Here is a 15,174-nt window from a genome sequence, read left to right on the forward strand (position 1 = left end):
ATTCTATTTTTTGATAAGGACTGCTTGGCGAGTACTTAAGTTTATAGTTTAGCCCCGTCCAATCATGCATCTTTTTCACTCTAAATATGCTGCGTTTACAACTTAAGTCTAATAAAACTTAATTCAGGTTTTTCTCGGTTAAAATTCAACAAGTATCTAAAAATCATGATTTTTTCGAACCCACTTTGGTGAATGAGAATCATATTCATTTATATGCAGTGCGTTGAATATATAACGTATAAAAAAGGATGGCCGAGCCATCCTTTTTTAAAACTGTATCAAACTTATTTTACGCCGTGAACAGCCAGGTAGTTTTTGATTACAGTGTTGAATTCATCTGATTTTTCAACTTGAGACCAGTGACCACATTGGCTGAAGATGTGCGCATCAGCATTTGGTACCACATTCAAGATATCCCATGTACGTGATACTGGAATTACTACGTCTTGCGTACCGTGAATCAATAGTACTGGCACAGTGATGTCTTTCATTTTCTCAAAGTCGAGCGGGAATTCAAAACGGTCACGGTCACGTGCGCCTACCACATCCATCAAACGGTTTGAAGCATAGTCATTTGCTGCTGAAGCAAAACGTACTTTTACCAGTTCATCTGTAATCAGGTCTTTGTTCACTACGAACATAGACAGGGTTTTCTTGATCCCTTCTTCTGTAAGAACTGGGTTTGCATGTGCTTTCAATGCAGCAGTCTGTTTTGCGCCGCCCGTACCCATAGATACGATACCGAGTACACGCTCTGGATAATCCAGTGCCAACTGGAATGCCAACCAGCCACCTAAAGAGTTACCCACCAGCCAGGTTTTTTCGATACCTAACGCATCTAAAGTCCGGATCGCATGGTCTACCCATGCGCGGATACCATATTGTGTACCTGGAGCAACCACTGTCTGACCATAGCCAATCGTGTCAATTGCGATACAACGTGCTTGTTCACCAATTGAAGGCAGGTTCAACCACCAGTTCGCTGCAGCCGATACACCTGTACCTGAACCGTGCAAAAACAGAATTGGTGTACCTTCACCAATTTCGTGGTAATGGGTCAACTCACCTTCAGCGGTTTCAATCCATTTGTCTTCTAAGCCAAAGAATGGATCTGTTTGATAGTCAGGGATTTGAACAGTGCTCATATTGCTTCCTCTTACAGTCTTTAGCTTGCGTGTCCCTCTATTTTCAAGAACGCCACGTCAAGTTGACTCATTAAAATGACTTGTGTACACCCTTATATTAACCGCTCAACTGCAATCAACTGATACAAAATTTCGATTGCACCCTATAAAATAGATATAATTTAAGTCATTGTTTTAATTATTAATTTAAAATAAACCCTACTAAATTTAAGGCTTTAATTGGTTTCTTAAACATTAAAGGCAGCCAGAAAACTGACTGCCTTGAAAATACGCTGATATTAGAATTTATAGGTATAAGTGGTGGCCACGCGGTATTCCTGCAGATCTGGTTTTGCCGGATTGGCAAAATTCACATCAATATACATCCCCTGTACGCCTAAACCTTTTAACTTACCTTCTGGCACAGTGTAGTTGATGATCGCATTCACCTCATCGGTATTGAAGTTCTGACCTTGATAGGCCCCAGTACCTTTCTGATCGTATCCTTTAAAATAAATCGCTGTAGCATTCAGGCCCTTCAAACCGACTTCAGAGAAGTCATAGCCATAAGAAACGTTCCATGATTTTTCTTCTGGTGCAGTAAAGGTTGCTACTCCCCAGTTCGCCAGATAAGGCTGTGGCACCCAGCCACCTAACGTCGGGAATGCGCTATTACCAAACATTTGCTGGTAACCCACACCGACGGTATGTGCACCATGATTCACTTTTGCAGCTGCAGATAAGGCCTGATTGTCGATCTCACCATATAGCTTATCGCCAGATTCAGAGTTATTGAAATAACGGACATTGCTGTCTAATCTGGTTTTTTCACCCAACTGGGTTTTATAACTCAGGCCCAGATAATGCTGCTGGTAAATGTCCTGAACATCGGCATACCAGTAACTTGCGTCCACTTCTTTGCTGAGCTGATGGTCTACACCTGCAATCCACATACCGTCAGAAGCTTCACCATTATCGTAATAGTTTTTGCCTCTAGCAGGCGCAAACAAGGTTAAATCACGGAACTGATTGTCGTAACGGTTATTGATTTTATCCACATACGCCAAAGTCAGTTTAGTATCTTTAATCTCTTTGGATTCTAACCAGGCACCGTTATAAGTCGTTAATAACTGACGCGATGGATCGAATACCAGAACAGGAGATACCGGAAGTAACTCCCCTACTTTTAATTCAGTCTGTGAAATTCTGGCTTTCAACGTTGCACCAATTTTACCGAAATGGTCTTTTGATTTCTTGCCATCATGCGGTAAAACCCAGTCTGGATTGCGATCACGAGCTTTAAGTTTGACTGCATGCTGAACCAGAACGTCAGCCCCGACCTGCACCCCCGCACCGATATCATGATAGCCAGACTTGGCATCCAGCGTTATACCTTGCGACCATGAACCCCAGTTACGTGCCGAATAATTATCCTGATATTGGCGGTCTAAATAGAAATTTTTAAACTTCAGTTGAACATTGCTGTCGTCAATAAAATCTGCATTCGTTGCAGTTGTCCCTAAAGTTGCTGTCGCAGCAAATATTGCTATCCATAAATTGTGACGATGCATGATGAGTTCCCCATTCAGCAGATAAAATCCATGCCGCCATCATGCGTAAGTCGATTTAAATAAAAAATCCGACCACAGTATTAAACTTTTGTTCTTTTAAATCGCCCTATTGCAGAGCCCTGTTCAAGCACAAAATCTGTTAGATTTTAAAGCGATTAATAAAACTAAAAATTTGACCAAATATTCAATTTAATATTTTGTTTCTTTTATTAATAAGAGTAAATTTTTAAAAAACTTTAAAATACCAGTTTTTATTTATCGTTTTTATGTTTAAGGAAATTATCAGAATTATTTTTAATAAATAAAGTTTAATAAAAATAATATCTCATGCTATCGTTTTAATATATTACTAATATCCAAATATAACTCGCTAGATCTCTCTTTCAACTCCTCAACATTTTGATTTAAATATCCAAAAATAAATATTTTATCTACGAATATTTCTTCTTCATGCCAAGTTCAACAAAGATATCAATACAGCTCAAAATTTATAATAAAAACATGAATGAGGACTTACCTTATTGCATCTCAAACGACATTTAGCTGTTGTGGTCCTGGCTATAGCATTCCTACTTTTGAGTTCAAGGCTGGCTATTCTTTACTGATGGCATTATTGAGCCTTGCTGAACCAGTATGGATTTACTTAAACTTCGACCGGCCATCTCATTTGACCGCGGCATAGGCATCACCGCTCATTGAAGAAAAAGTTCTCCAATAATCATCCAACTCTTAGGGATGGCAATGCTGGAAGCAATAAAAAAGCGCCCTTTCGGACGCTTTTTTTCACATCAACTTCAAGCCATTAAGCTTGTAATTCACGTGCTTTAGACATCGTCAAAGCTAAATCTTCAATCATGTCTTCCTGACCGCCAACCGTACCACGGCGACCAAGTTCCATCAGGATTTCACGCGCAGATACGCCATATTTCGCTTCAGCACGTTTTGCAAACAATAGGAATGAAGAATAAACACCCGCATAACCTAAAGTCGCCGCATCACGGTCCGCACGAATTTGATGCGTCATCATTGGAATGATGAGGTCTTCTGCAACGTCCTGCACCTTAAACAAGTCAACACCTGTTTCAAGTTGCATACGGTTCGCTACCGCAACAAACAATTCAAGTGGCGTGTTACCCGCACCTGCGCCAAGACCTGCTGAGGCCAAGTCAACACGAGTTGCACCTGCTTGTACTGCTGAAACAGAGTTCGCAACACCCATACCTAGGTTATGGTGACCGTGGAAACCGATTTCGATATCAGAACCAAGGTTTTCACGTAGAATACCAACGCGATCAGTCACGTCTTGTGGCAACATGTAACCTGCAGAGTCAGTTACATACACACAGTTTGCACCGTATGACACCATTTTTTGTGCTTCTTCAAGCAATTTTTCTGGAGAAGCCATGTGCGCCATCATCAAGAAGCCCACAGTGTCCATACCCAATTTACGTGCAGCAGTAATATGCTGTTCAGATACATCTGCTTCAGTTGAATGTGTTGCAACACGAATCGTTGCTACACCAACGTCATGTGCCATTTTCAAATGATCAACCGTACCAATACCAGGAAGTAAAAGTGCAGATACTTTCGCTTGTTTAAGGTTTGGAATCACCGCTTTCAGGTATTCTTCGTCAGTTGCTGCTGCAAAACCGTAGTTTACAGAGTTACCGCCAAGACCATCACCATGTGTCACTTCGATTAACGGTACACCCGCTTCATCAAGTGCAGTTGCAATCGCAACCATTTGCTCAGGTGTAGTTTGATGGCGCATTGGATGCATACCATCACGTAAAGTCATATCATTAATAATAATTTTAGACATGTGGTAACTCCTTAAGCTTCAGCTGCGTTTAAAACACGTTCTGCAAACATTTCTGCTGTACGTGCAGCTGCTGCAGTCATAATGTCAAGGTTACCTGCATATTTAGGTAAGAAGTCACCTAAACCTTCTACTTCTAGGAAGATAGAAACACGGTTACCATCAAATACTGGACCATTCACAAGTTTGTAACCTGGTACATATTTTTGAACCTCGAGGATCATCGAGTGAACAGATTCAGTAATCGCTGCTTGATCCGGCTCGCCTTCAACGAGACAGTGAACAGTGTCACGCATCATTAACGGTGGCTCAGCCGGGTTAATAATGATGATTGCCTTACCTTGTTTCGCGCCACCCACTTGTTCAATTGCGTCAGCAGTTGTACGTGTGAATTCGTCGATGTTTTTACGTGTGCCTGGACCTACAGATTTTGTAGATACAGTTGCAATGATTTCACCATATTCAACAGGTTGAACACGTGAAATTGCAGCAACCATCGGAATTGTTGCCTGACCACCACATGTCACCATGTTTACGTTTGGCACTTCACCTTGTTCAAGCAATGCTTCAAGGTTTACAGGTGGTACGCAGAATGGACCGATTGCAGCAGGTGTTAAGTCAATCATTAACACGCCAAGTTCATTTAACTTGCGGCTGTTTTCAGCATGTACGTATGCAGAAGTTGCATCAAATGCAATTTTAATGTCATCTTCAAGAACGTGAGGAAGAAGACCATCTACACCTTCAGCAGTCGTTTTTAAACCCATTTTCGCTGCACGCGCAAGACCTTCAGAAGTTGGGTCAATCCCCACCATCCATACTGGTTCTAACCATTCGCTGCGTTGTAATTTGTAAAGCAGATCCGTACCAATATTACCTGGACCGATCATTGCACATTTAATCTTTTTCATGAATGTACTCTCAATATTTTCTTATTCAGCAGCAAATGCAGCTGTTACTGAACCAAAGCCTTCAATCTCAACAACGAATTCGTCGCCTGCGTGGGCTACAACCATTGGACCAAGCGCACCAGTCAAAATGATGTCACCTGCAAGTAATGGACGACCACGGCGTACCATTTCGTCAGCCAACCAAACTGCGGCATTTAATGGGTTTGCAAGACAAGCTTTACCTATACCTTGAGACACGACTTCTTCACCGCGAGTCATGGTCATTTTGCAATTTACAAGGTCAAGATTGTCAAGTTTCACAGGACGTGAACCCAATACGAAAGCCGCTGAAGATGCGTTATCAGCAACCGTATCGATTAGACTGATTTTCCAGTTTTCAATACGGCTATCCACGACTTCTACTGCAGGAAGTGCATAGTCGGTTGCACTGATAATGTCTGCATAAGTGTGTTTTTCTTTGGTTAGATCTGCTTTGATCACCAATGCAATTTCTGCTTCAACTTTCGGCTGAATCAGAAGGCCGGCCGGAATCGCTTCACCGTCACCGTATGCCATATCCGCGAACAACATACCAAAATCAGGCTGATCTACACCCAGTTGTGCTTGAACGACTTTAGAAGTCAAACCAATTTTACGACCGACCAGACGGCGACCTTCAGACAAAGCACGTTCGGTATTCACTTCCTGAACGGCATAGGCGATATCTACGTCAGCACTTTCACCGCCAAGTTCCGGGCGAATTGGTGTGATCGCGGTTTGTGATAATTCAGCGCTACGCAGTGCTTGTGCAACTGATTCAACGACAGCAGAATTCGACATCAATGTTTCCTTAAACTGCAAAAATTAGGCTTATGCTGGAATCTGACAGGACAGAAAATATGCACATAATCAGGCCGATCACGTGCATGACCTACCTTTATCAGAGTGAGCATAGGAGTAAACGGTTTTAGGATGGGAAAAATCCGGCATTTGTGCCAATAGTTATTTTATTTTTTGCTATAGCTATTATCTATAAGGACCAATTATAAAAATTAATATAAAACAAAATCTTAAATCTTAGATTAAATCATTATTTAGCAGAATAGTGACCATAACCTGATTCCACAAAATCAGTATAATTATGGTCTTAGACTAAAAGATAAGAATAAATGCTTAAATCTGCAGCGTTCCCCCAGCCAATTTAAACCCGGGAAATCAGTCCTTTTTGCTGTAACCAAGATAATAAATTAAACAGCCTGTTTCCATTGGACTTTAGCCAATAGTTCTTTATGTAAATCAGCCACATCGTCCACGATACTGGCCGGATTAAATTGCGCCAGAAGTTCAGGCTGATGCACGCCATAACTTACGCCGATACTTGGCATGGCGATATTCATGGCCATTTCCAGATCATAGGAAGTATCGCCAACCATAATCGCTTCATGTGTCTCTACACCGGTTTCAGCCAGAATTTCCTGCAGCATAAGTGGATGAGGTTTGGAACGGGTCTCACTCGCAGCACGCGTGCTGATAAACAGGGCCTCACTGTTGGTCTGCCTTAATACACGATCCAGACCTTTACGGCTTTTTCCTGTGGCCACTGCCAGCTTGATACCTTGATCTTTTAATGCATATAACATTTCAGATACGCCCTCAAACCAAGCATCCTCAACCGAGTTCGCGACATAGTGTTCTGAATAGGCCTGTAAAATATCGCTATGTAGTTCTGGCACACCTGGAAAAAGTCGCTGTGCAACTTCAGGTAAACCCAGCCCAATAATACTCTTCGCATCTGCAGCGGTTAAAGGTTGCTGAAATTGCTGTGCGGCAAATTGCAGGCTTGCCACAATCTGACCGACAGAATCAAATAAAGTGCCATCCCAATCAAAAATGACCAGTTTTACAGGTGAGTTCATCTAAGGTTCCTAATATTTGATTCAGTCTAAATCCACCCCGATCCTCCTTTAAAAAAGGAGGGAGAACGGCATACAGGTATTCGCTACTCGATTGCGACATGGATGTCGCTGTAGATCTGTGGCGCAAGGACGCGCCATCATATCTACAAAAGATTTTTGTTACTTTTCATCTCTGAAAAGTAAGCCAACGCCCACACAATGCTTCGAATAAAACAAATACCTATTGCAGCATTACCTTAATTTCACATTGCGATAACTTTTCAAATCCCCCTCACTCCTCTTGAAAAAGTAGGGCATCAAAGAGGATTCATTAAAAAGCTAAAAAATTACTCATCATCTTCCGTAGCAATGACAACCTTATCTGCCTTCTGCGCTCTTAACTGCGCCACCAGACTTTGCATATCTTCTGGCAATGGCGCTTCAATGGTCGGATAACCCGGAATCTCTAAACGCATGGCATGCAGACACAGACGGCGTGGTTTTGGGCCACGATATTCGGTTTCATGTCCATACTTTTCATCACCGACCAACGGATGACCAATACTCAAACCGTGTACACGAATCTGATGGGTACGACCAGAAAGTGGAGATGCATAAACCAATGTGGCATGCATAAAACGTTCTTGCACGTTCCACTGGGTTTTAGACTCCTTGCCTTCTTTCGGTGACACGCAGACCCGGCGCTCGCCGTTGGCCAGCTCATAACGATGTAAAGGCGCATCAATCAGCTGCTTGTCTAAAGTGACCTGCCCTTTTACCACCGCTGCATAGGTTTTTTTGATCTTATGTTCACGCAGCATGTCTTGCAGAGTTTTAAGCACACTGCGCTTTTTGGAAATCATCACCAGACCGGAAGTATCACGGTCAATCCGATGAATCAGTTCCAGATATTTTTTACCGGTTGCGGCACGCAAGCCTTCAATCAGGCCATAGGCTACACCGCTACCGCCATGCACGGCAATTCCTGATGGTTTGTTGACGACCATCAGGCCCTCATCTTCATAAATCACGCGAGCAAGCAGGCCTTGTGCGACCTTGTCCGAAACAGGGGCCGCGGTTTCGTCTTTCTGCTCATAGCGGATCGGTGCAACGCGAATCTGATCGCCGATTGCGAGTTTGGTTTCTGCTTTAATGCGTTTTTTATTGACGCGAACCTGGCCTTCACGAATCAGACGATAGATACGACTTTTTGGCACACCTTTCAGACGACTAAACAGAAAATTATCGATACGTTGTCCATCTTGATGTTCATCCACTTCAAACCAAGTGACGTTTTGCCATTGTTGCGTAGAATTCATACAGTTACTATGACCTAAAAAATACTAAAATTGATTAAAAACTGATCATTTAGGTTATGCTTTACACAAGAAACATAAGCTTAGCCCATAGGCAGATGATGCAAGGTTTGATATAGTCAGCGCACGGAAACCATCGTTTGTGAGTAAAAATTAAATCATTTCAGATTTTTCTGAACTTGATTGTTCAATTAAAGACTCACATGATACGAGAAGGTCCCCAAAGAATTATGCCACGCCGAAGGCTTATTATATCGGCAAACAAAGCAAACTGTTGCGTTTAATTGTACCTCAGGTACATAAATCAGTTTGTCTTAAAAAATATGTCGCCAACCTAGTTGGTTTTTAAACGTAAACTGATACACATCAGATTAGTCGCAACCTGAAGACGACTTCAGGCTACAGCGTTGATGCATTGGATCTGCACAGTTTGTAAAGATACGACGACAATTCCGTATCAAGACACTTTCTATAAAGAAGGGATGATCTTCGAGCAATGTGACAGTGAAAGTTACACACATCCAATGTACCGCTCGTCCGCCAGTGAAGCGTTCAGGTGACTTTAATCCGTTTAAAGATTGAAGCCGTATTGCCATCATCAATACGTGAATCAAAACCGAAGCCCATCTATATTAAATAGAGCTCGGTCATAAAAGACTCAAACCACAATGAAATTCATTGCAGATTTGAGCCATTGATCCGTGATGTGTGATGTTTGCTACGTGTATAGCGATTTTTTGCTGTGTATCACTATAAGGTGTTACACCCATGAAACGTATGTTGATTAATGCAACACATGCCGAAGAAATTCGCGTTGCACTTGTCACTGGTCAGCGTCTTTACGATTTTGATTTAGAAAATCGTACCCGTGAACAAAAAAAATCCAATATTTACAAAGGTCACGTGACTCGCGTTGAACCGTCTTTAGAAGCTGTATTCGTTGAATACGGTGCAGGTCGTCAAGGCTTCCTGTCAATGCGTGAAATCGCAAATTCTTATTACAAAGCCGACCCTCGCCAGACTTCAAATATCCGTGAACTGATCACTGAAGGCACCGAGCTTCTGGTTCAGGTGGAAAAAGAAGAGCGTGGCAACAAAGGCGCTGCCCTGTCTACCTTTATCTCTCTTGCCGGCCGTTATTTGGTCTTGATGCCAAACAATCCGAAAGGTGGTGGTATCAGCCGTCAGATCTCAGGTTCAGTGCGTGAAGAACTGAAAGAAATGCTGGCCTCTTTAAACGTGCCACGCGGTATGAGCGTCATCGTGCGTACAGCCGGGATCGGTCGTTCACAAGAAGAACTGCAACTCGACTTGCAACACTTGCTCGACCTTTGGGCACAAATCCAGAAAACAGCAAGTTCTGGCCCTTCTCCAATGTTGGTGCATCAGGAAGCGGGCGTGGTAACACGTGCCATTCGTGATTACTTACGTGATGACGTTGCAGAAATCCTGATTGACTCTGAACAAGCTTATAACGAAGCCTATAACTTCGTAAAAGCAGTGATGCCACTTCAATTAGACAAATTAAAAACTTATACCTTAAATGAGCCTCTATTCGCTCACTTCGGTATCGAAAGCCAGATCCAAACGGCTTATGAACGTGAGGTGAAACTTCCTTCTGGTGGTTCGATCGTGATTGACCAGACTGAAGCTTTGGTGTCAATTGACATTAACTCAGCAAAATCAACCCGCGGTAGCGACGTTGAAGACACTGCGTTGAACACCAATATTGAAGCAGCAGAAGAAATCGCGCGTCAACTGCGTTTACGCGATATCGGCGGTCTGGTGGTGATCGACTTTATCGACATGACCAAAGATCGTAACCAGCGCATGGTTGAAGCGAAACTTCGTGAAGCCACTCAAAGTGACCGTGCCCGTATCCAATTCGGTCAATTATCACGTTTTGGTTTAATGGAAATGAGCCGTCAACGTCTGCGTCCTTCTCTGGAAGAAGCGACTGGCTACGTTTGCCCACGCTGCCATGGTACCGGTATGGTACGTGATCTTCGTTCTTTATCCCTTTCGATTATGCGTAAAGTGGAAGAGATTGCCCTGCGTGAACGTCATGGTGAAGTTCAAGTCGAAGTTCCAGTCGAAATCGCAGCTTTCTTATTGAATGAAAAGCGTCATACCCTGGTATATTTGGAACAGACGTCAAATGTGCGTGTTACTGTGTTGCCGCATCCGCATCTGGAAACACCGCATTATGAAATTACCTATAATGCCGAAGGCTTTGCACCAACCAGCTATGAACGTACTGAAGCAACTCGTTCAAGTGAAAAAGAGCTGGGTTATGAGTCGTCTGAATGGCATTTAGAAGAAGAACAACATACGCATGCTGCTGCGCCAGCGCCTGCCCCACAGCAAAATAACGGCAGAAACAATAAACGCCGTAATAATCAGCAAAATCCAAATGTACAGCAAGCACCTGTTGTTCAACCGGCTCCTGTCCAAGCGCAAGTTGCTGCACCTGCAACCAGCCCATGTGCATGGTTAGAAAACCTGTTTGTACAAAAGCAAGCTACGACTGTTGATCAATCGCGTACCGCCAACAATGCAGCAGCAGCGATTGAACAGATGATCAATGGCGGTGCAGTAAGTCGTGGTCAGTTCGGTCACGTCGCAGCACCTGTGGCACAGCCCGCTGCACAACAGGTACAAAACCATGTACAGCCACCTGTACAACAACAAGTTGTAGCACCTGCGAACAATGCTTATTTGGTACCATCAACAGTAGCCCATAAGCAGGAACGTGATGCTACAGAAAAACCAGCAGAGCGTGAGGAAAGAACGCCTCGTCACAACAATAAAAAGCCGCGCAATCCGAAGCACAGAGAGCCGCGTGAGCAGGTTCAGTCTGAAGCCTCTGCTCCTCAGCAACACCAGGTGCATGAAGAAGTCGTTCAGGTATCTCGTCAAGAGCAACGTCATGAAGCACGTGAAAACAAGCGTAATTCTCGCCGTCAGCATCACAACGAGCCAACTCAGCAAAATGATGTTCAAACCAATGAACAGTCACAACAGGCTGTACCACGTCGCGACCGCCGTAACCAGCCACGTCAGGAACGTCCAAATCGCCACCGCGATCCAAGCGTGCTGAATGAGCAGGCATCACAAACTGTACCTGCTGTTGTTGAGGCTCCAGCAGTCGATGACAAACAGCTTCGTGTTGAATTGGTCGATGCGCCACGTCAAGACGTGATGCCAACAGCCATGGTGGTGAATATTGACCAGGCGAAAAGCGAAATCGTGGCATTGAATAACAATGCTGCAGTTGTAACGCCAGCGGTTGAAGTTACTGCTCCAGCAGATGCGCCAGTTGAAGAAGCCGCTGCTGAAAATGTGGTGGAAGCTACACTAACAGCAGTCGACGAGAAAACTGTGCCAGCTGAAACCAGCGCTGAAAAACCACGTGCCAGCAACGATCCGCGTCAGCGTCGTCGCCAGCAACGTGAACGACAGTCTCAACAGCCGGCAGTTCAGCAGTTGACCCCGTCACAAGTGCCGACTCTGGGTCAGTTCACCATTGGCAGCCTGATTCGCCATGTCTATGGTGAAGACTGCTCGGTGCTGATTGAGCAGTTTGGTTTGTTACCAACGTTCAACCGCGCTTTAGAGAAGTTCACAAAAGAGTACAACGCGAGTCTGGTGCGTGCAGCAACGCCTGCCACAGAGAAAAAGCCAGTTACTCGTGATGTTCAGGTGACAGTAACCAAGGTGGAAGTAGAACCGGCTCCAGTTCTGGATCTGACACCACCAAAACCGGTGTCGGACAAACGTGTCGCAAACGATCCACGTGAGCGCCGCCGTCTGGCTAAACTGGCTGCTGAACAAGCCTTACAGCAAGCCAAACAGGCTAAAACAGAAACAGCTCCGGTGGTTGAAACTGCGCCTGTAGCAACTGAAGCGCAAGCAGAGCCTGCCCCACCTATGGTAACTGAAGCTGCAGTGCAGGAAGTAACTACTGAACAAACCGTAAATACTCAGCCAGCTGAACAGGCGACTGAAACCACGGCACAAGTGGAGGCTGCTCCTGAAACTGAAGTGGTAGTTACCGAAACTCAGGCTGAAGATACTACCCCAGTTGAAGCAAATACTGAGTCAGAAGTATCTGAATCAGAAGCACTTGTGGTAGAGACCCAAGGCCAGGCCGAAGTAGAGGCAGAGAAAACTGAAACCAGCGAAGCTGAAAAAGTGGAGAAGCAGGCCGCTCGCCCACGTCGTCCACGTGGTCGTCCACCGAAAAAAGCAAATACTGCAACTGAATCATAATTTGCTCAATTGCAGTCATATAAAAAAACCTAGTCATTTCGGTGACTAGGTTTTTTTTGCTAGATTTAGTCAGAATAGGTTGATTGCACTAGCTTTTTAACGCTAAAAGATGGATAGCTCGCCTACTGTATATAAATCGAACGTATCGGATATGAAAAATAAATAGGATTCTCATGACCCAAATGAAACCACATGATCTTATTGGTATTGCAGATGTTGCTGCCAAGCTCCCGACTTTCTTGACCAAAGTACCCCATTTACTTACCGGTCTAAGACAGGCGTATTTACGTACTCCGAATACACCGGCCGGGCTGGGTCTGGCTTTTGAAAAAGCAACCAAGCGCAACCCGGACGGCATCGCCTTGCGTTTTGAAGACCAAAGCTACAGCTATGCCACTCTCAATGCCTGGGCCAACCAGATTGCACATTTCTATCTGTCTTTGGGTGCCAAGAAAGGTGATGTCGTAGCTGTAATGATCGAGAACCGACCTGAACTGATTGCCAGTGTGATTGGTCTGGCTAAACTGGGTGTGACGAGCGCTTTGGTCAATACCTCACAAGTAGGCAAGGTATTGGCACATAGTATTAATCTGGTCAAACCAATTGCCCTGATCGTCGGTGAAGAGTGCGGTGAGGCTGTGAATGAAATTCGTAATGACCTGAATATTAGTGGCGAACGCCTGCACTGGTTTGCAGATCAGAATACTCAAACCGACCCGGGGCAGGCACCTGAAGGCTTCGTTAACCTGGCTGAAAAAATTGATCTTTCTCCAAAATTCAATCCGCCGACTACCCATTCAGTACAAGGCAAAGACGGGCTGTTCTATATTTATACCTCAGGCACTACCGGCCTGCCCAAAGCGGTCATTTTTACCAATGGTCGCTGGACCCTCGCTTATGGCACCTATGGGCATGTGCTGAATCTCAATAAAGATGATGTCATGTACTGTACCCTGCCACTTTATCATGCCACTGGCATGGTCGTGTGCTGGTGTGGTGTCATTGCAGGGAGCAGCACCCTGGCCATTCGGCGTAAATTTTCAACCTCCTCTTTCTGGAAGGATGTGAAAAAATTTGATGCCTCTGCGATTGGCTATGTCGGTGAGCTATGCCGCTATCTGATGGATGCTCCCCCATCTGAACTGGAGAAAGACCACCGCGTGACCAAGATGATTGGTAACGGGATGCGTCCGAATATCTGGGACAAATTTAAATCCCGTTTTGGCATTCAGGAAGTGCTAGAACTGTATGCGTCCAGTGAAGGCAATGTCGGTTTTAGCAATATTTTCAATTTTGACAATACCGTCGGTTTCTCCCCGACACCTTATGCCATTATTGCTTTTGATAAAGATAAACACGAGCCGGTACGGGATGCCAAAGGACACTGCAAGCGGGTGAAAAAAGGTGAAATTGGTTTACTGATTGGTAAAATTACCCGTCGTTCACCTTTTGATGGTTATACCGACCCTGAAAAAAACAAGTCAGTCATCATGCAGGATGTATTTAGCAAAGGTGATGCTTATTTCAATACCGGAGATCTGGTACGCAATATCGGCTTCCGTCATGCCCAGTTTGTCGATCGTTTAGGTGATACTTTCCGTTGGAAAGGTGAAAATGTTTCTACAACTGAAGTGGAAAACATGCTGACTGAGTATGACAAAATCGTTGAAGCCGTAGTTTATGGTGTAGAAATTCCAAATACCAATGGTCGTGCCGGTATGGCTGCGATTACCCTGAAGCCCGATGTAGAATTAAATGATGCAGATTTAGCCGCCATGGCTGCTTGTTTTAAAAAATGCTTACCGGCTTATGCGGTACCCGTATTTCTGCGTATACAACAGCAGGTTGAAACTACAGGCACCTTCAAATACCAGAAAAATAAATTGAAAGAGCAAGCATTTGATCCAAGTAAAACCGATGAACGCCTGCTGGTGTTATTGCCAGGTGCAACTGCATATTCGGAGCTTACAGCAGAGGTTTTTTCCAATATCCAGGCCTATCAATATCGCTTCTAAGTACTGAAGTTGCCTGTTTTTTGTTTAGATAAAGCATAATTGTTGTATTTATAATCAAACATGGGCAACTTTGTTATTTTTTACTTGCGCTGCAATGAGATCTTGCTACAATACGCTCCATCAAACAAAGTGGTGCTTTGAGCTATTTAGCTTGACTTGCACTGCATATTCAAACCTAGTTTGAATACTGGTTCAGGGCCGTTAGCTCAGTTGGTAGAGCAGTGGACTTTTAATCCATTGGTCCCGCGTTCGAGTCGCGGACGGCCCACCAT

General features: G+C 44.1%; 9 protein-coding genes and 1 tRNA gene. 3 read left to right on the top strand and 7 right to left on the bottom strand.

Annotation, left to right across the window (positions count from 1 at the left end; genetic code table 11):
- Positions 1–284: 284 nt before the first annotated feature.
- From VXQ92_RS03875 to VXQ92_RS03905, 7 genes are all read right to left on the bottom strand, one after another.
- On the bottom strand, positions 285–1,145 hold the full coding sequence (locus VXQ92_RS03875) for an alpha/beta fold hydrolase (protein ID WP_064094895.1): 861 nt from the start codon (positions 1,143–1,145) through the stop codon (positions 285–287).
- 278 nt (positions 1,146–1,423) lie between these two features.
- Complete coding sequence (locus tag VXQ92_RS03880) at positions 1,424–2,695, bottom strand: OprD family outer membrane porin (protein WP_416680493.1); 1,272 nt, start codon at positions 2,693–2,695, stop codon at positions 1,424–1,426.
- Positions 2,696–3,497: 802 nt separating this feature from the next.
- Positions 3,498–4,517 carry a 4-hydroxy-2-oxovalerate aldolase gene (dmpG, locus tag VXQ92_RS03885; protein WP_144724180.1) on the bottom strand — a complete coding sequence of 340 codons (1,020 nt, stop codon included), beginning with the start codon at positions 4,515–4,517 and terminating at the stop codon, positions 3,498–3,500.
- 11 nt (positions 4,518–4,528) lie between these two features.
- Entirely contained in the window at positions 4,529–5,425 is an 897-nt protein-coding gene (locus VXQ92_RS03890) for an acetaldehyde dehydrogenase (acetylating) (protein ID WP_064102218.1), read from the bottom strand.
- A gap of 21 nt (positions 5,426–5,446) precedes the next feature.
- Entirely contained in the window at positions 5,447–6,244 is a 798-nt protein-coding gene (locus VXQ92_RS03895; protein WP_064102217.1) for a 2-keto-4-pentenoate hydratase, read from the bottom strand.
- A 407-nt stretch (positions 6,245–6,651) separates the two neighbouring features.
- Positions 6,652–7,320: an HAD-IA family hydrolase gene (locus VXQ92_RS03900; RefSeq protein ID WP_064102216.1), complete on the bottom strand. Its 669-nt coding sequence runs from the start codon at positions 7,318–7,320 to the stop codon at positions 6,652–6,654.
- Positions 7,321–7,646: 326 nt separating this feature from the next.
- Positions 7,647–8,618 (bottom strand): RluA family pseudouridine synthase, encoded by a 972-nt coding sequence (locus tag VXQ92_RS03905; protein ID WP_064102215.1) that lies wholly within the window; start codon positions 8,616–8,618, stop codon positions 7,647–7,649.
- A gap of 765 nt (positions 8,619–9,383) precedes the next feature.
- Between VXQ92_RS03905 and VXQ92_RS03910 the strand changes: the two genes are divergently transcribed.
- From VXQ92_RS03910 to VXQ92_RS03920, 3 genes are all read left to right on the top strand, one after another.
- Entirely contained in the window at positions 9,384–12,887 is a 3,504-nt protein-coding gene (locus tag VXQ92_RS03910) for an Rne/Rng family ribonuclease (RefSeq protein WP_416680495.1), read from the top strand.
- Between the two features lie 173 nt (positions 12,888–13,060).
- A complete protein-coding gene (locus VXQ92_RS03915) occupies positions 13,061–14,902 on the top strand; it encodes a long-chain-acyl-CoA synthetase (RefSeq protein ID WP_416680496.1) in 1,842 nt (613 codons plus the stop codon).
- Between the two features lie 195 nt (positions 14,903–15,097).
- Positions 15,098–15,173 (top strand) — tRNA-Lys (locus VXQ92_RS03920).
- Position 15,174: the final 1 nt, after the last annotated feature.

The organism is Acinetobacter sp. 228, from assembly GCF_048147885.1.